Raw genomic sequence first — 18,198 nt, forward strand, 5'->3', positions numbered from 1 at the left:
AAATTATATAGTTCTTGTCAAGGCAGTTCTTCCGTCTCCGTGGTCACATTTGTCTCTGTGTCCTCCGGATCTTCAGGATCTCCCTTATATACATAAGTGTCTTCCACTCCGAAATCTATACTGTCGTCTCCGACCTGCGCCACGGATATCTCCTTGCCCGCCTCAAACGAGTCCTCATATGGAAGAAACAGCGTATCTCTATCTATATAGATAGTCTCCTTCAAAAAGGCATCATCTATCCACACAAATGTACATTCATTGAAGTTGCTTCCGTGGATATAATATCCATTCATAGGCTGTGGCTCCTCAGCACTCTCGCCGTCCCCGGAACCATCATTTGCCGTGAAATCCGCTTCTTCATCAACCGGTGGCACATACACGCCCTTTGTGATCTCCGAGATCCTGATCTTGCTTATGCCGTATTTCATATTCGTCGGCTCATATGGCCATCCATCAGGATACATGTATCTCTGTCCATAAAGCATATCATACTCAATGTTCTCGAGATCATCATCATAGTTTGCATCGCCCGGCTTGTACTTTGACTGGAACTTCTGCACATAGCTCTTCTCAAATCCCAGCATATCAAACACCTTTGTGCTGAGCTGATATGCCTCTATATCCTCATCCTCAACCGGGAAGTTCTTCATATTGCTCCAGACAAAATACTCTGTCTGGTAAAGGTCTCCGTTGGTTATATCGTCCTCTGTGATCTCAAATCCAGGAAGATGGTCTCCATACATAACGAGAACGACCGGCTCATCGTACGCCGTAAGTCTGTCTATAAGCTTGCCAATGAAATCGTCCATCTCGTGGAGCTGGTTACAGTAATATGTCCACTGTGTATCAAGACTCTCATCGCCTGTGCCGGCAACCTTTATAGGGTAACTGTAATTCTCCTCGTCAAGCTCTGATGGGTATCTTCCATGTCCCTGTACGCTGACGGTGAATATGAAATCCCGTCCAGTGGTGGAGTACAGAGTCTTCATGATCTCACCGGTAAGGACATTGTCCTTCTCCCAGTTCTTCTGAGTATGCTCCAGATTGTACATATACTCCATCGGGGTAAATGTATCAAATCCCATGTTTTTATACACCTTGTATCTGTCATAGAATGTACCATCGTGATTGTGCATGGCATGTGTTGAATAACCATCAAGCTTCAGCTGTGTCGCCATGCTCTCTATGGTCTGCTTGCCAAGTATGGTCTTATATGGATACTCACCTGCACCGAAATATGCCACGTTAAATCCCGTGAGCACCTCAAATTCCGAATTGGCTGTACCTGCACCGATCGCCGGCATCGTCAGGAATCCTGATGTACATTCCTCCTTCAGCTTTGTGAAATTCGGAATAGGATTCTCATTGAACGTGAGGCATTTTACATATGACGGATCCATGAATGACTCAAGCTGTACAAATATAACGTTTGGCTTGTCCTTGCCATGCTTTGAATCCGTTGTGCCAACACTGTCCAGATCATCCTTTATCTCAAGCATCTTATCCTCGCTGTAATCACTCGGCTGTCCTATACCTACATCGACCACACTGTTTGAGAAACAGTATACAAATCCATAATTGTTGTATGCCGTTGCAAGGTTTGCAAAATTATCTGATATAGTCTGTGCATTGAGCGCGATCTTGGTGAAGAGCATTACACAGAAGAATGTCGCAACTATAAACACAGTCGTTCTCGTTCTATATATATTGCCCGTAACCGTCGGCGATTTTATGAACAGAACTATGATGGCTGCCAACGCAACGAACAGAAGCGCAGCTATGAGCACGATCTGCCATACATTAAAATATTTGTCTATGATAGTTATCGTATTCCTCGCCATAAGCATATCGATAGCTGAAAATGGCGTTATTCTGAATCCCAGAACTATGCAGTTCGTGATTCCAAGTATCAGCCATGCAAACGATATAACGCAGTATCCGAATATTCTCTTTCTCATGAGCAGCGAAAGTGTCAGCGTAAAGAAAATGATCGAACAGTTATACAGAAATATGAGCGGCTGATTCCACACATACGATATCGCCTTAAACAGCGAATGTCTTCCAAGAGCTTCCAGAACAACGTCCAGAACAATTGCAAGAACCAGACAGATAAAAACTGCTGAATGATGAAAATTCTTAAGTCTCTCTTTCATAATTTAATCATTACCTCGTAAAAATTATACTTTTTCTGATATTCAACGATTGTGATTGATTATATCACTACATGTCATTTATTCAATAGTAAAAATGTTTAAATTTTATTACCAATCGCTTCTGAGGGCAAAAAAAAATCAGGATTGAATCCTGAGTGTGAATTAATATAAAAGAGCGCGAGACGGGAATCGAACCCGCGACCCTCTCCTTGGCAAGGAGATGCTCCACCGCTGAGCCACTCGCGCTTATCTGCTGTGCTACCAACAACAATATGGATAATATCACACCGCCAGCAAACTGTCAACAACTTTTTTAAAATTTTAGCAACATGGAAATTATCCAGAGCGCGAGACGGGAATCGAACCCGCGACCCTCTCCTTGGCAAGGAGATGCTCCACCGCTGAGCCACTCGCGCTTATCTGTTGTGTTTTCAACAACAATATGGATAATACCACATCTTATTCGAATTGCCAACAATTTTTTGAAAATTTTTTACAATTTTTTATTCAAGACTTTATCCTATACCGGTTACTGAGTATCCACACTTCTCTACACAGCTCTTAAGCTCATCATCAGATACTTCTCTTCCGAGCTTAACGATAGCCTGCTTCTTCTTGAGGTCGACTTTTGCGTTCACCTGGCTCAGACTGTTCAGTGCATTCTGTACACGATCTGAACAGTTGCTGCAGTGCATTCCCTCTATGTAAATAGTCTTCACGGCGACAACATCCTTTATCTTGTCACCCTTGACCTTGACGGAACCACCGCCGCCACAGCAGCCTCCTTCTCCTTTAAAGTGCTTTGTAGAACTGATAACTGCACCCACTACTATAAGCACCAGTATGCACACTACCAATATTGTTCCACCCATTGTAGATCATCTCCTTCGTTATTAACAACATGAGCCACAGCCACAAGGCTTTACATTGACACCTGTCACCATCTGATTCTCAATATATCCGCCAGCCATAAGTCCTGCACGGATTATCCTGTTCCACTCTTTGGCCGAAAGCTCAATGCTGGATGAATCATCAAGCTCAATGACACAGGCATCCTCTATACCACAGTTGGCACCACAGGCAACCTTATACATGTTTTTACGGTTGATGGCTCCTATATCCTCCAATGTATTCACCATTCTGTACACTGTAGCCGAGCCTATACGACTGTCCTGCTTGGTCGCCTTATAATAAATCTCCTTGCAGGAAGAACACTCTTCCCCGAGTATTATGTCAAGGAGTATCATTCTCTGTCTGGTTATCCTGCATCCCATTTCCCTGAGTCTGCTGATAACGATCTCTTTCTGCATCTCTGTACGCTGGATACCTGTATCATCTATACTCTTCTTGTCCGTCTCTAATCTTTCGTTAGTCATCATACACGCCTCCTTCTGATTGTTGATAATATTATCATCAAGGTTAGTATGCCCTAACTCAAATTAGTTGTCAATAACGTTTTGTGCTAAAATCTAATATTTTTTCATAATTCAACCTGCAGATCACACATTATTCTAACGATTGGTTTTCTTCTGCGGAGTTCCGCAGTCAAATGTTATAACTGCCTTGAACAGATCACCATCTATGCTCAATCTGAATTTTGCACCCATCAGTGTACACAGACTGTTTGCAATAGACAATCCCAGTCCGCTTCCCTCCGTATTTCTGGAGCTGTCTCCACGGACAAATCTCTCCATGAGCTCATCACTGGACACATTGAGCGGATCTCTGGATATATTCTTGAACTCAATCCTGGTCTTTCTGTCATCGATTATCACCGATGCATATACCCTTGTCCCCGGCATTGCATATTTGCTTATATTACACAGAAGATTATCAAATACTCTCCACAGATGCTGTCCATCAGCTCTTATGACTGCCGGCAACTCTGATCTTGTGAATACGACCTTAAGCCCGGCATTTGCAAGTTTATCCTCATATTCTGCAACAGCCTGCTCAAGCAGCATATTGGCATCTATCTCTGCCCAGTTTATCTGGATATTGCCAGTGGATGCCTTGGATGCCTCGACCAGATCCTCTATGAGTTTTTTCAATCTCGCAGACTGCCTTGAGAGAACTTCTATATATTCCTGTCTTGTCTTCTCATCCATATCGTCCTTCTGCAGCAGATCTACATAGTTGATTATGGAGGTAAGCGGGGTCTTTATATCGTGGGATACATTTGTTATGAGTTCTGTCTTCAAATGCTCGCTCTTCATTCTGGCCTCAACAGCCTTTGACATGCCGTCTCTTATCTGGTTGAGGTGTTCACCATGTGCGCGGAATACCCAGAACATTTTGCTTGTGTCCGCTTTCCTGTCCAGATTGCCCTCCGCCATCTCCTTTGCGCACTTGTATAACTCTTGTGTCTGTATGAGATATGCCACTATTCCGACTATGCACAGCCATTTTAAAATGATATAAATCACCACCCAAAGAAGGCCTCTCATGCTGCCTGCTGCCAGGATTGCCACAAAAATTATCTCTACTATAGTTATACCTATATAAGCCCATACGCCCTTCTGCGTCAGGGACATATGACTTTTCACATACCTGAAACAAGCTTTCGTCTTTCTTGCTATCCACTTCAGTGCGCGGATTATCAGACAGTCTGCAAAAAATGTTCCCGCCTTCACCTTAGCGACTATATTATTAAAGAAAAACAATGCCACAGAATATAGGCATGCCACCGGCACCAGAAACGCAATATACTGTATATTCTCTGATACAAATGTGTAATTCCTATACTGGTTCACACACATGGATGCAATACCGCTTTCAACGCAGATCCCTACTGCTGCTGCAACAGAGCATACTGCCATAGCCAGCACAAGCTCAGTCGGAGTCCTCTCAAATCTGCCGAGAGTTATCGTCTCCTTCCCTGTCTTTACGCCGGCGTTGACCATTGAAAATATTGACATGACGATGCACAGCAGCAACATGACTGCAAATCCTGCCAGTATCCCCTCGCTCTTCGTCCTCCATATTCCAATGTATTGAACCATTTCCGGATTTGACGCTTTGATGTTGTCTACAGCAGCCGCCACGTCCACATAGCATTTTCCCGTGATATTTATAAATGAATATGCATCATAGCTTAGCACAAGACAGTAGACCTTTCCAGATGAACTGCCAGAATCGTCTGCTTCATCAAGATACAGTTTTTCAACTGAGCTAGGATAATAATCGCCATACATGATATCCTGTTTGGTAATAGACTTGCCATCCGCTGTCAATACAGAATCTGTATCAGCCTCCACAGTATCACTTTCTTCATATTCTTCATTATAAATGTATTCGTCATAATATGGATCATAATTCCCCAGCAGAGCATTGATATACTGCTCGCCCTGTTCCATATCGCTCTGTTTGTCAAACACAATATATCTTTTAACAGGTACTTCTATCGTGCTATCATAATCATTTGTATATATATTATCGTCCAGCCGTGCATCATCGTTTATCAGCTTTATATTTCCGGTCGTTACTTTTATCTTTCCATTATTGATATTGACATTTGTATCATCACTGCAGGATGCCGTCAGCATATAGCCGATATCACCTCGTTCGCTCATATCCTCATACCGGTATGACGACTTGATCGCAGATGTTGTATCCGCATTGGTCAATCTCCGGAAAACATCATCCGCAGTTATAACCATATCTCCGTTATGATCAGCACTCACGAGCTGATTATATGTTGTAATGCTTTCCAGCTGCGACCTTGTATCCTGGATGTAAGCCTTCACCTTTTCGGTAAGCGCATCATTTGTGTCCTCCACATAATCGTTTACAAGTCTCTCATACGGCGTCGCGCCCTGATCATCATCACTGTACACTCCAAGGTAGCTTCCCTGCAGCACCAGACCGCCTGTATACAGCGTTCCATATGCCAGCACCGCCACAAGAATATATATTCCAAGTTTAAAGAACACATTTCCTCGTATCTTATAAATTGTTTTATCCACTATTGTCCCTCCATTCTATATCCTCTTCCCCAGATAACCTTTATGTATCTCGGATCAGATGGATTTATCTCTATCTTTTCTCTCAGGTGTCTTATATGAACCGCAACAGAGCCTTCCGCTCCCATCGGATCCTCCTTCCACACCGCCTTATATATCTCCTTCGTGGAAAATACCTTTCCCACATTTTGCATAAGAAGTTTCAGGATGTCATACTCCGTCGGGGTGAGGGGCATAAGTTCACCGTCAAGTGTGACCTGTTTGGATTTGTCGTCAAGTTCTATACCTCCGATAACCAGCTTATCCTTTGGTGTCTCTCCGCCTCCCAGCTGCATGTAACGCCTGAGCTGGGACTTTACCCTTGCCAGAAGTTCCACCGGATTAAATGGTTTTGTCACATAGTCATCTGCGCCGACCTCAAGTCCCAGCACCTTGTCGGTATCCTCACTCTTTGCCGTAAGCATGATAACCGGCACATTGCTGCTCTCTCTTATCTTTGCCATGGCTGTTATACCGTCCATCTGAGGCATCATGACGTCCATGAGTACAAGCTGTATGTCATTAGAATTTACCATATCAACTGCCTCCATACCATTGTAAGCTTTATACACCGAATACCCGGCTGTCTTAAGATATATCTCTATAGCTGATACTATATCTTTTTCATCGTCACATATTAATATATTGTACATTTTTCTTGTCCTCACCTTTTTCGTATTTATCCTTAGCTTACCACAATCACCTCCTGTTCTCAATTATCGCCATACTGCCATTAAGAAACAACCATTATAAAGTTTAAGATATCTTTAAGACTTGTCATTATTTGTGGTATACTTAGGAGGCGGTCTGTCATTGCAGATGTTATAACGCAAAATATATCACTATATAGAAACGGAGTTTTATTTATGACAAAAAAAGACGTACTTGAGATAAGACACCTGTTTGCTCCAAAGGAATGCTCCATAAGCAAGATCCGCGGATGCTACGTGGACGGAGACTGCAACAAGGTGGCGACCATCAACGAACAGTTTCTCACCATGCCGGAAGAAGAAACATACAAATATTTTGAAATACTGAAAAAGACTTTATCAGGAAGCATTGGCAAGAATCTTGTCACCATGCCATTTCCTACCTCACAGGAGTTTGAAGGCGGCACACAGGAATTCCTGAATAAACTCAGGAAGAGCAAGCTTGAGAACGATGAGCTGATAAATGAGTTCTATGACAAGGTCATCGAGAACTACGATTACACCGGCAACTACCTCATACTGCTCATCCACGATACATATGATGTTCCGGGCAAGACAACCGACGGCATCATGATGGACGATGCATCAGACGAGGTGTATGACTATATCATGTGCTCCATTTGCCACGTCAACCTGTCCAAGGCGGGACTCAGCTACTTCGACGTTGAAAGCACATTCCACAACAGAGTCCGCGACTGGGTGGTCGACATGCCGGACATAGGCTTCCTGTTCCCGGCATTTATCGACAGGAGCACGGATATCCACAACGTTCTGTACTACACCAAAAAACCGGAGGAGCTTCACGACAGCTTCATAAGTAACATCCTTGGCACTTCTCTTCCTATAACAGCGGGCGAGCAGAAAGATGTATTCCAGGAGATCGTGGCTGAGACTCTGGGCGATGACTGTAATTACGACATGGTGCGTACAATACACGACAATCTGAACGAGATGATAGAGCAGAGAAAGGACAGTCCTGAACCGCTGACCCTATCCAAGAACACTATAAAGAATCTGCTGGCAGAGAGCGGAGTATCAGATGAGAAGATGGCAGATTTTGACGCCCACTACGAGAAGGTAACCGCTGCGGCAGCACCGCCTGAGCAGCCATCTGAGAACCCGGAGGATGAACCGGCCATAGTTGTACCGCGTGAGAAGTCAACTGTCATGTACGCGACAAATGTTGCAAACACAAAAACATTTGAGGTAAAGACTCCTGATGTGGTCATCAAGGTGAATCCTGAGAGAACTGATCTGGTAGAGACCATGGAGATCGACGGAAGGAAATGCATCGTCATCCAGATATCCGATCAGGTCGAGGTAAACGGAATACCTATCAACAACAAATAACAAAGGCACAAAAAAGGACCACCGGCAGCAACAAAACCGCCGGTGATCCTTTTTCTATCTGCCCTACTGTTTGAGCATCTTCTTTTTCTTCAATATCAAAGCTATCACAATACTTATAACGAGTATTATACCGCACACTATCTCAAATCCATATGGTACATTCGCAAATGGCATCCACTTCGTGCCCACATTCATTCCATACACACCGGATATAACTGTAGGCACAGCCATGACGATGGTTATGGCCGCCAGAAACTTCATGGCGTTGTTCAGTCTGTTGTTGATGATGGTCGTCATGAGCTCCCTCGTACCACTTATGATATCTCTGTATATCTGTGTCATCTCTATAGCCTGCTTATTCTCCACCAAAACGTCGTCAAGCAATTCCTTGTCCTCCGGATACTGCTTGATTCTGCCATATCTGGTCAGCTTGTCGAGGACTACTCCGTTCGCCCTCAGTGACGTTGCGAAGTATACAAGGTTGGACTCCAGCTCGTGAAGATCTATGAGATCCGCATCCTCGGTCTCCTCCTGGATACGCTGCTCAATAAGGGTTCTTCTTCTGTCCATGACTCTCAGATAATACTGGTATGTGGTACAGTTCCTGTAGAGTATCTGGTACATGAACCTCATCCTCTTCTTGGTGCTGAACTCTCTCACCTTGCCCTCCATAAAGGCCTCAAGCACAGGAGTCTCCTCGGCGCATATGGTGATGATGCAGTCTGCAACCAGTATGATACCAAGAGGGATTGTTGTATATGCCTCTCGTTCATTTCTTATCTCTATAGAAGGAATATCCACGATTATCAGTGTGTAGTTGTCCTCCACCTGAACACGTGAGCTCTCCTCGTCATCCAGTGCGGCTCTGACATCCGCCAGGTCTATCTCAAACCTCTCGGCTATGCTCTTACTCTCATCTATTGTTGGCTTAGTCATGACTATCCAGGCACCAGGACCATATTCCTGTATTTCACTCAAAATTCTGTCATCCGTTCTGTACAGTGTGATCATTCCCTGCGCCTCCTGCCACATAGATTACAGCATGCCTCAAATGCACATTACCGCCTGATAATATTAACATAAAAAACACGGCCTTTCAACAAAGTTTTGTGTAAAGACCGTGTAATATCTATGTTAGTCAAGTGCCTTTCTGTGGGCTACTGTAACCGTCTCCTCGTAGCATGAGAAGGCATCCTCGACCTTCTTCTGGTCAGGCTTCTTTGTGAACAGGCTCACAATAGGAACTATGATGAGACCGCCCACCATTGCAACCGCACCGCAGTTGATAGGTGACTGCATCACTGCCGGGAACTTGAACAATCCCCATGTATTGCTTATAAAGTTCAGCGTCATGATTCCTGTTCCCCATATAAAGCATGTCCAGCAAGCCGCAACTGTAGTCTTCTTCCAGTATAAGCCATATAAAAATGGAGCAAGGAACGCACCTGCTATAGCCCCCCATGAAACACCCATAAGCTGTGCTATGAACGTTATCCTGCTTGAGTACTGCACGATGGCAATAACAGCCGATACAGCAACAAACATAACGAGCATGAGCCTCATGACAAGTATCTGTTTCTTCTCATCCATCTTCGGTGCAATGACCGGCTTTATAAAGTCGATGGTGAGCGTTGAGCTGGATGTAAGGACCAGCGAAGAAAGTGTGGACATAGATGCTGAAAGCACCAGTATGACCACAAGTCCCATAAGGGCAGCTGGAAGCTTCTCAAGCAGATGTGGAATGATGGCATCGAATCCCTCTGTAGCAACATCGGTTCCTGTCAGTCTTCCAAAACCGCCGAGGAAATAGCATCCGCCGGCAACTACGATCGCAAACAGTGTCGACACAACCGTACCTGTCTTGATGGATCTCTCATCCTTTATGGCGTAGAACTTCTGTACCATCTGTGGAAGTCCCCATGTTCCAAGGGATGTCAGCACGACGACACAAAACAGATTGAACACGTCAGGTCCCAGGAATGATGCAAATACACCCGGTGTATCTGACACTGCAGGATCATTTATCCTTGCCAGACTGTCTAGCGCGCCTGTGAGTCCACCATAGTTGTTGAGTACCGCATATATGACTGCCACGATTCCCACCAGCATGATGAGTCCCTGGATGAAATCGTTGATAGCAGTCGCCATATATCCACCAACGATTACATATATACCTGTAAGGGCAGCCATGACGATTACGCATATCTTATAGTCAACATTGAACGCCATTCCGAACAGTCTTGAAAGTCCGTTGTACAGTGACGCTGTATATGGAATGAGGAAGATGAAGATGATGATCGACGAGAAAAGCTTCAATGACTTGCTGGAGTATCTCTTCTCGAAGAACTCCGGCATAGTTCTCGTGTCAAGCTCCTGTGTGAGCAGTCTTGTTCTTCTTCCGAGAACTACCCATGCCACCAGTGAGCCAAGCAGCGCATTTCCAATTCCTATCCATGTGGAAGCAATTCCGTACTTCCATCCAAACTGTCCGGCATATCCAATGAATATAACCGCTGAGAAATAAGATGTTCCATAGGCAAATGCCGTGAGCCACGGGCCAACACTTCTGCCTCCGAGAACAAATCCATTCACATCCTTTGTGTGTTTTCTCGAGTAAAATCCAACTCCAAGCATGATTGCAAAGAAAACAACAAGCATAATAACTTTGAGTACCATAGTATCCTCCCAATACATTTTTTATCCGCGGTTTACTTTATCACATCAAAGCGTGTCAACTTTAAAGTTTTGCGGTTTAAATTGCTATATCTGATTATAAGTTATACCCATACCATAGTCAAGAAATATCCACAAAAAATACAGCGTGCGGCAATCGCTACACGCTGTATTTTTTATTGAGATCTAATCAAGTTCATCTAAATCATAAAAATCATCCATACTGTAATAATCCTTGTCATAGTGACTTGTTATACACACCAACTCTTCCGGTTCATAATCATCACATAAATGACTATACCCCATTCATTTGATATCTGCTACATATAATTCTTGTACATAATATAAGCAAAATATACCGCATACACAGCCAGCATCACTATTCCGCCCGGCCTGGTGAGCTTCTTCTTTCTGACGCTGCACACCCAGAGGAGAACAGCAGCCACTATTGCCATGATGCCATCCAACAGGAAGTTCTGCTCAAACTGCACTGGGGTTATGAGCATTGTAGTTCCGGCAACGAAAAGTATATTGAATATATTGCTTCCAACTATGTTGCCTATGGCAATATCTGTCTGCCCCTTTTTTGCCGCTGTGCATGATGTCACAAGCTCAGGAAGAGATGTGCCAAATGCCACTATTGTAAGACCTATGAGTCTCTCTGTCATACCGAGCTTTCCAGCTATATATGATGCCGCATTTACAGTGAAATTACTTCCGACCACGACCAGCGCTAATCCTATGATTATAAACAGTATAAGTCTCGGAGTCTTATCCTTCTCCGTGAGTTCTATAGAATCACTCTCGCTGTTGCCATTCTTCGCGCTGATGATCAGATATACCAAAAATCCAATAAACACTACATAGAATATCACACCTTCAAGTCTGCTGAGCACACCATCAAAATATCCCATGCAGAGTATCATGATCGATGCCACGATAACAAATGGTATATCTATCCTAAGTGTATTTTTCTTTATAGGAAGTGCTGCTATGAGTGCTGTCACTCCAAGGATGACAAGTATGTTAATAATGTTGCTTCCAAGCACATTTCCAACAGTGATCCCGGCTCCCGCAGGCGAAAGTGCCGCCTTTATGCTGACAGCTGCTTCTGGAGCACTAGTGCCCATGGCAACTATTGTTAAGCCAACTACCATCTCTGGTATGTTGCATTTGACAGCTATTTTAGACGCACCATCTACAAATACATCCGCTCCCTTTATCATAAACACAAATCCAAGCACAAGAAGCAGTATCTGACCTAACATTTTTAATATCTCCATACATTCCCTCCATTGTAAATATGCTACATTTTCACCTCAGCTATATAAGCAGCTTTTCTATCCCTATCATGTGGCATATGACGTATTACAGATCTCTTCTGACAATTATCATGCCCGCAACGCTGTCCAGCAATTCCTCAATTCCAAGACCTTCCGCTTTGATATTGATATGGCAGTACTTCTCATAAAGCTTTGTCCTCTCATTATACAAATCTTTCAGAGTCTGTCCATCCTTCAGCACCACGCCTCTTCTCTTGATATTGCCAAGTCTGTTCGCTATCTCCTCATACGGAAGATTGATATATATAACTGTATCCTCCGCCATGTATTTCTTCATGGCCTCAGTACAGTACACAGCGCTTCCACCTGTGGCTATGACTGCATGTTGGTCTGTGATACCCTTGTTCACATCATTCTCTATCTTTAAAAACCCATCATCGCCATACTTTGCTATTATCTCCCTGAGCAGCATTCCCTGACTGTTCTGTATGAGAATATCTGCATCGATGAACTTATAACCGAGAACCTTTGCCAGAAGAACCCCTATAGTGCTCTTGCCCGCTCCCGGCATGCCTGTAAGTACTATGTTGTTCATTTTTCCTTTACCTCCGGTATAACTGATACTTCGTCCTTGAGCGTCTTGAGAACAAAGTGCGTTTCAGTTGCAGACACACCCTCATATCCCTTCACAAATCTATACACCTCGTCCAGACCTGCAGCGGAATCAGTCACTATCTTCAATATAAAGTCAAAATCTCCTGTCATATAGAAGCATGCGACTATGCTGTCATTTGTCTGTATAAGCTGTGCAAATTCATCATAATATTTCGGATGCTTCAGTCTCACTTCCATGATGGCTACCATCTCATTGCCCAGCTTTTTCTGGTCAACCTCAATGGTATATCCCTTTATTACCCCGCTGCTCTCCATCTTCCTTATTCTCTCTATCACAGCCGAGACAGAGAGATTGATCTCTTCACTGATGGCCGATGCTGTAAGTCTCGCATTGTCCTTCAGGCATCTCAGTATCTTGTAGTCAATGTTATCCATTAATTAAACCTCTGTATAATAAAATTAGATTACTCCCAAACATTTTAACACAAACACCCACAGAGTCAACGTCACTGACGATAATAATGTGGATAAAACGATAATATTCGATGACAGCACATAATCATTGTCCATATTCTTCGCCATGATGTATCCCGACACCGTAGCCGGTGCTCCAACCATTATAAGTATAGCAACAATCTCACTCGGCCCAAAGCCCATACCAATGGCAGCCGGAAGGAATATGACAGGAAGAATCACAAGCTTTATGACCGTTGCCACAAGTGACGGCTTGAGCCTGGTCAATGCCTGCTGTGAGTCAAATCCAGCACCTATGGCTATGAGCGCTATAGGAGTCGCCGTCTGTGCTATATAACTGATAGTTCTTGTCGGTATGGCTGGTATCGGTATGTCAAATACAGAGAACGGGATTCCAAGCAATATTCCTATGATGATCGGATTCTTCAATATATTGACGAACGCTTTCTTGATACCCGCTGTTCCCCTCTGTCTGTCGTTCCCGCCAAATGTCAGAGCTATTACTGATATAATATTGTACATCGGCACCGCTGACACTATCATGAGAGGCGCCATGCCCGAGTTGCCACAGATATTCTCCACAAATGCAACGCCGAGAACCGCAGCACTTCCTCTTGCTCCCCCCTGCACAAATGCACCAATCATGGTTCTGTCCTTACAGTATATCAGTGCCAACACCCATACCAGCCCAAACATTATGATCGTTCCAAAGAAGCAAAACAGAACAAACTTTACATTGAGGTCGTCCAATATGGAGGTCGTCGCAATATCCCTGAACAGCAGAACCGGAAGGGCTACCTTGAACACATATTTATTCGCCACGTTGGCGAACTCTTCTGTTATAATATGTATCTTCATCAGAAACCATCCCAGAAGTATCACCAGAAATATCGGTATCGTTGCATTTATGCTGAATATAAAATTATCCATTACTACACATCCTCACAATTTTCAATTTTTTTCAAAATACCTATTGACTTTCGCTCCTATAATGCATATAATGCAAAAGTCGGTTTGATGAACAGGCGATAACGTCTGATTCAATATAACACATCAGCAACTGATTTTCAAAAAAAAATTAAAAAAGTTGTTGACAAGCATCACCGACTTGTGTATAATAGGTTTTGCGTTGGTCGCAAAGGACTAACGGGGTGTGGCTCAGCTTGGCTAGAGCGCTTGATTTGGGATCAAGAGGTCGCAGGTTCGAATCCTGTCACCCCGACTTATAATCCAAAACACTGTTAAGCATTATGCGGGTGTAGTTCAATGGTAGAACACTAGCCTTCCAAGCTAGATACGTGGGTTCGATTCCCATCACCCGCTCTTTATTTTCGCTAACATATACATATAGCGGGAATTGGTACGTGTCCGTAGCTCAGCTGGATAGAGCAACGGCCTTCTAAGCCGTGGGTCGGGGGTTCGAATCCCTTCGGGCACATTTTTGTATCTTAGCTACTACTATTGTTAGCAGGCTAAGATATATTTTTATAAAATAACAATTATTTTATAAGCCTATGGTGGGTATGGCGCAGTTGGCTAGCGCGCCAGATTGTGGCTCTGGAGGCCGAGGGTTCGAGTCCCTCTATCCACCCTTTTTCTTTATCGCACATATTAGCGATGCTATTGGGTTATCGCCAAGCGGTAAGGCACAGGACTTTGACTCCTGCATTCGCTGGTTCGAATCCAGCTAGCCCAGTTATTAAAGTCCAGACTTATGGGCCATTAGCTCAGGCGGTAGAGCACTTGACTTTTAATCAAGTTGTCCGGGGTTCGAGTCCCCGATGGCTCACTATTTCCCTTCTGGTATGAGGGGTTATTTTTATTTTACGGAGAATTAAGCGGATATGGCGGAACTGGCAGACGCGCTAGACTTAGGATCTAGTCCTTCGGGGTGCAGGTTCGATTCCTGTTATCCGCATTTTTTATACCTTTTATCATGACGTTTCGTCCTATCTTCCATTTTTTTTAGTAGATGGCAAAAAAATACGCTCTATCCTCAATGGATAGAGCGTATCTTTATACTACCATATTCTTCTATATAATACAGTACGAATTACTCAGCGTCTGCCGCCTCGGCTGCTTCTGCTGCTGGCTCTGCCGCATCTGTATCTTCCTCATCATCGAAGAAGTCATCGTCGAAATCATCGTCGAAGTCATCATCAAAATCATCAAGGAAGTCTGGTGTAAGATATGAATATACTGCATATGCAATACCTGCAATAGCAGCAACGGCACCAATGATAACCAAGATCACAAATAATGTGCTCTTTGCCTTCTCTTCTGTTGCATCGCCTTTAACTAAGATTACGTCACTACTCTTCATCGTTACATTCCACCCTTTCTTAACCCTGTAACGGGTTTCATTATATTATATTGATTTGAGAGAAGAAACATACAGTTATTATCTCCCAACACATACCAAAATTATAGCATACGGTTTTGATTATTTCTATATGTATTTTATAAATAAATCTAACATGCGGTTTAATTGACTACTCGCATTTTTTGAGCTTTGCAAACGAAGCAAACATCTTCCTGACACCGCATCTGTCGAAATTCACTGTAACCTCGTAATCCTTATCGCCCTTCTCCAAAGCCTCCACAGTACCCGGACCAAACTTAATATGTCTGACTCTGTCTCCAACAGCATAATCCGGCTTGCCAACACTGTTTACCACAAAGGCTTTGCCGAACGAAGGCTGGGAAGACGGCTGCCCGTATGACTGCTGTTTTGCATAGCTGCTGTATGGATTCTTCTGTCCATAGCTTCTGCCTGAGGCTGCTCCAGCGGTTCTTCCACCGCCATAGCCGGCATATGTATCACCATATGAACTTCCATACGCATCTCTGCGTCCTTCACCTCTGTTATATCTGTCGACAGACTCCGACTCTCTTCGCTTTGCCATATTCTTCATATCAGCTTCATGCTCAAACAGCATAGGCGGGATCTCTCTTATGAATCTGGACACATCGCTGTACACCCTGTTACCATGCATCATTCGTTCCTTCGCCGCACTCAGGTACAGCTTTTTCATGGCTCTGGTTATACCCACGTAACACAGACGTCTCTCCTCCTCAAGAGCATCGGGATCATCTGAGTTGAGTGCCATTCCACTAGGAAATACTCTGTCCTCCATTCCGCATATAAATACGTATGGGAACTCCAGACCCTTGGCACTGTGGAGAGTCATCAGCTTGACCTGATTGTCATCCTCCGACATGGCATCGAGGTCAGACACAAGCGCTATCTCCTCCAGGAACTCGCTGAGCCCTGCCTCCTCATTATCCTCTGTGAATTCCACCACCTTGTTGCGGAGTTCATCGATATTCTCAAGCCTAGTCATGGCCTCCTCTGTGTGCTCTGCTATGAGCTCTGACTCATAACCCGTATCCTCAAGGATCCTGTCGTACACCGAGTCAAGGCTCTCACCATCCGCCAGCATATCCCTGAATGATGTGATAAGCTCCGCAAACTGCCTGATCTTAGCCGAGGTCTTGGCAGCCATTCCCGGTATCTCGTCAGCTCTCGCCGCAGCATCCATCATCGACAATCCATACGCATCCGCAAATGACTCAACCTTGCTGAGACTCGCCTCGCCTATACCTCTCTTCGGAACATTTACCACTCTCCTGAAGTACAGGTTGTCAGTGGAATTGTTGATGACCTTGAGATATGCCAGAACATCCTTGATCTCCTTTCGGGCATAGAAGTTTGTGCCGCCATATACTCTGTATGGTATGTTCGCATACACCATCTTCTCTCCGAGCACACGGGACTGTGCATTCGTCCTGTAGAGGATAGCTATATCCCTGTAGTCCACTCCCTGTCTGACAAGAGTCTTGATACGGCTCGCCACCATATCTCCCTCTGCATATTCCGAATCGCACTGCTCAAACGAGATCTTCTCACCGGCATCCTTATCCGTCCACAGAGCCTTACCCTTACGGCCTGCATTGTGCTGTATGACTGCATTCGCTGCGGCAAGTATATTGCCACAGGATCTATAGTTCTGTTCCAGCTTGATAACCTTCGCATCCTCATATTCCTTCTCAAAGTTCAGGATATTGGTTATATTCGCTCCTCTGAACTTGTATATGGACTGATCATCGTCTCCCACCACACACAGGTTCCTGTATTTTCTCGCAAGCATCTTGACCAGCAGGAACTGTATGTGATTAGTATCCTGATACTCGTCAACCATGATATATCTGAATCTATTCTGATATGTATCAAGGACATCAGGATTGTGCTCGAACAGCTCCACCGTCTTGTAAATAAGATCGTCAAAGTCCATCGCATTGTTCTTCTTAAGACGACTCTGATACTCAGTGTACACCTCTGCAGCCTTTGTTCCTGCATAGTCTGCAGCATTCTTTTTTGCAAATTCATCAGGTGACAGATACTTCTCCTTGGCCTTGGATATCTCCGCCATGAACATCTTCTCGGGATACCTCTTCGGGTCTATCTGAAAATCCTTGAGTATACTCTTCACCGTACTCTTCTGGTCATCCGAATCATATATATCAAAGTTCTTGCCATAGCCGATCTTATCAGCATATCTTCTGAGTATCCTCACACACAGCGAATGAAATGTGCTGACCCATACCCTGTCAGCTCCGTCCCCAACTATCAGATCAACTCTCTCTCGCATCTCACGGGCCGCCTTGTTGGTGAATGTGATCGCCAGTATGTTCAGAGGATTAACTCCTTCGTGCTCCATTAGATAGGCTACCCTGTGTGTGATAACCCTGGTCTTTCCGCTTCCTGCTCCCGCAAGTATGAGCAGTGGCCCATCCACATGCTCACAGGCCTGTTCCTGCATATCGTTAAGTCCTGCCATAATTCCTCCTGTATCCTGTGACGTAAAAAACGCCGTTATATATACCAAACATATGTTTTATTCCATCTGCCTAGTATATCATAACAGCGTTTATTTGA

General features: G+C 44.2%; 14 protein-coding genes and 9 tRNA genes. 8 read left to right on the plus strand and 15 right to left on the minus strand.

The genetic code is table 11. The annotated features are described in order from the left end of the window. Window positions 1-17: 17 nt before the first annotated feature. The 7 genes from DWX57_RS11285 to DWX57_RS11315 all read right to left on the minus strand — a co-directional run bounded on the left by DWX57_RS11285 (window position 18) and on the right by DWX57_RS11315 (window position 6,807). Window positions 18-2,153: an LTA synthase family protein gene (locus DWX57_RS11285; protein WP_120000042.1), complete on the minus strand. Its 2,136-nt coding sequence runs from the start codon at window positions 2,151-2,153 to the stop codon at window positions 18-20. Window positions 2,154-2,327: 174 nt separating this feature from the next. Continuing rightward, window positions 2,328-2,399 (minus strand) — tRNA-Gly (locus DWX57_RS11290). Window positions 2,400-2,497: 98 nt separating this feature from the next. Further along, window positions 2,498-2,569: transfer RNA gene (locus DWX57_RS11295), tRNA-Gly, on the minus strand. Window positions 2,570-2,668: 99 nt separating this feature from the next. Continuing rightward, window positions 2,669-3,025, minus strand: coding sequence for a heavy-metal-associated domain-containing protein (locus tag DWX57_RS11300; RefSeq protein WP_117549325.1), 357 nt, complete (start codon window positions 3,023-3,025; stop codon window positions 2,669-2,671). A 21-nt stretch (window positions 3,026-3,046) separates the two neighbouring features. Next, window positions 3,047-3,529 (minus strand): transcriptional repressor, encoded by a 483-nt coding sequence (locus DWX57_RS11305; RefSeq protein ID WP_117549327.1) that lies wholly within the window; start codon window positions 3,527-3,529, stop codon window positions 3,047-3,049. Between the two features lie 135 nt (window positions 3,530-3,664). Continuing rightward, window positions 3,665-6,118 (minus strand): sensor histidine kinase, encoded by a 2,454-nt coding sequence (locus DWX57_RS11310; RefSeq protein ID WP_120000044.1) that lies wholly within the window; start codon window positions 6,116-6,118, stop codon window positions 3,665-3,667. Continuing rightward, window positions 6,118-6,807 carry a response regulator transcription factor gene (locus tag DWX57_RS11315; RefSeq protein WP_117549467.1) on the minus strand — a complete coding sequence of 230 codons (690 nt, stop codon included), beginning with the start codon at window positions 6,805-6,807 and terminating at the stop codon, window positions 6,118-6,120. The genes DWX57_RS11310 and DWX57_RS11315 overlap by 1 nt, the downstream gene beginning before the upstream one ends. 213 nt (window positions 6,808-7,020) lie before the next feature. Here DWX57_RS11315 and DWX57_RS11320 point away from each other — a divergent pair, with 213 nt between their 5' ends. Further along, window positions 7,021-8,214: a DUF4317 domain-containing protein gene (locus DWX57_RS11320; RefSeq protein ID WP_120000046.1), complete on the plus strand. Its 1,194-nt coding sequence runs from the start codon at window positions 7,021-7,023 to the stop codon at window positions 8,212-8,214. Window positions 8,215-8,277: 63 nt separating this feature from the next. Here the strand turns inward: DWX57_RS11320 and DWX57_RS11325 are convergent, their stop codons facing one another. From DWX57_RS11325 to DWX57_RS11350, 6 genes are all read right to left on the minus strand, one after another. After that, window positions 8,278-9,225 carry a magnesium transporter CorA family protein gene (locus tag DWX57_RS11325; protein WP_117549331.1) on the minus strand — a complete coding sequence of 316 codons (948 nt, stop codon included), beginning with the start codon at window positions 9,223-9,225 and terminating at the stop codon, window positions 8,278-8,280. Between the two features lie 123 nt (window positions 9,226-9,348). Next, window positions 9,349-10,890: a sodium:solute symporter family protein gene (locus DWX57_RS11330; protein WP_117549333.1), complete on the minus strand. Its 1,542-nt coding sequence runs from the start codon at window positions 10,888-10,890 to the stop codon at window positions 9,349-9,351. A gap of 317 nt (window positions 10,891-11,207) precedes the next feature. Beyond that, complete coding sequence (locus DWX57_RS11335; protein WP_015533950.1) at window positions 11,208-12,170, minus strand: calcium/sodium antiporter; 963 nt, start codon at window positions 12,168-12,170, stop codon at window positions 11,208-11,210. A gap of 85 nt (window positions 12,171-12,255) precedes the next feature. Next, the gene (locus DWX57_RS11340) at window positions 12,256-12,765 is read right to left on the minus strand and encodes a shikimate kinase (RefSeq protein ID WP_055146992.1); all 510 of its coding nucleotides are present in this window, start codon (window positions 12,763-12,765) and stop codon (window positions 12,256-12,258) included. Further along, on the minus strand, window positions 12,762-13,220 hold the full coding sequence (locus DWX57_RS11345; protein ID WP_022215931.1) for an Lrp/AsnC family transcriptional regulator: 459 nt from the start codon (window positions 13,218-13,220) through the stop codon (window positions 12,762-12,764). Before DWX57_RS11345 ends, DWX57_RS11340 begins: the two co-directional genes overlap by 4 nt. A 24-nt stretch (window positions 13,221-13,244) precedes the next feature. Then, window positions 13,245-14,189, minus strand: coding sequence for an AEC family transporter (locus tag DWX57_RS11350; RefSeq protein ID WP_117549337.1), 945 nt, complete (start codon window positions 14,187-14,189; stop codon window positions 13,245-13,247). A gap of 217 nt (window positions 14,190-14,406) precedes the next feature. Between DWX57_RS11350 and DWX57_RS11355 the strand changes: the two genes are divergently transcribed. The 7 genes from DWX57_RS11355 to DWX57_RS11385 all read left to right on the plus strand — a co-directional run bounded on the left by DWX57_RS11355 (window position 14,407) and on the right by DWX57_RS11385 (window position 15,177). Beyond that, window positions 14,407-14,481, plus strand: a tRNA-Pro gene (locus DWX57_RS11355). A 30-nt stretch (window positions 14,482-14,511) separates the two neighbouring features. Continuing rightward, window positions 14,512-14,582, plus strand: a tRNA-Gly gene (locus DWX57_RS11360). A 41-nt stretch (window positions 14,583-14,623) separates the two neighbouring features. Further along, a tRNA-Arg gene (locus DWX57_RS11365) sits at window positions 14,624-14,697 on the plus strand. A gap of 79 nt (window positions 14,698-14,776) precedes the next feature. Further along, window positions 14,777-14,850: transfer RNA gene (locus tag DWX57_RS11370), tRNA-His, on the plus strand. Between the two features lie 33 nt (window positions 14,851-14,883). Beyond that, window positions 14,884-14,955: transfer RNA gene (locus DWX57_RS11375), tRNA-Gln, on the plus strand. Between the two features lie 20 nt (window positions 14,956-14,975). Beyond that, window positions 14,976-15,048, plus strand: a tRNA-Lys gene (locus tag DWX57_RS11380). 49 nt (window positions 15,049-15,097) lie between these two features. Then, a tRNA-Leu gene (locus DWX57_RS11385) sits at window positions 15,098-15,177 on the plus strand. A gap of 135 nt (window positions 15,178-15,312) precedes the next feature. Here the strand turns inward: DWX57_RS11385 and DWX57_RS11390 are convergent. Together DWX57_RS11390 and pcrA are read right to left on the minus strand one after the other, a co-directional pair. Then, on the minus strand, window positions 15,313-15,582 hold the full coding sequence (locus tag DWX57_RS11390) for a hypothetical protein (protein WP_120124264.1): 270 nt from the start codon (window positions 15,580-15,582) through the stop codon (window positions 15,313-15,315). Window positions 15,583-15,751: 169 nt separating this feature from the next. After that, complete coding sequence (gene pcrA, locus DWX57_RS11395) at window positions 15,752-18,100, minus strand: DNA helicase PcrA (protein WP_120124266.1); 2,349 nt, start codon at window positions 18,098-18,100, stop codon at window positions 15,752-15,754. Between the last annotated feature and the right edge of the window lie 98 nt (window positions 18,101-18,198).

This window comes from Coprococcus sp. AF19-8AC, from assembly GCF_003603115.1.
GTDB classification, from domain to species: Bacteria; Bacillota; Clostridia; order Lachnospirales; family Lachnospiraceae; genus Coprococcus; species Coprococcus aceti.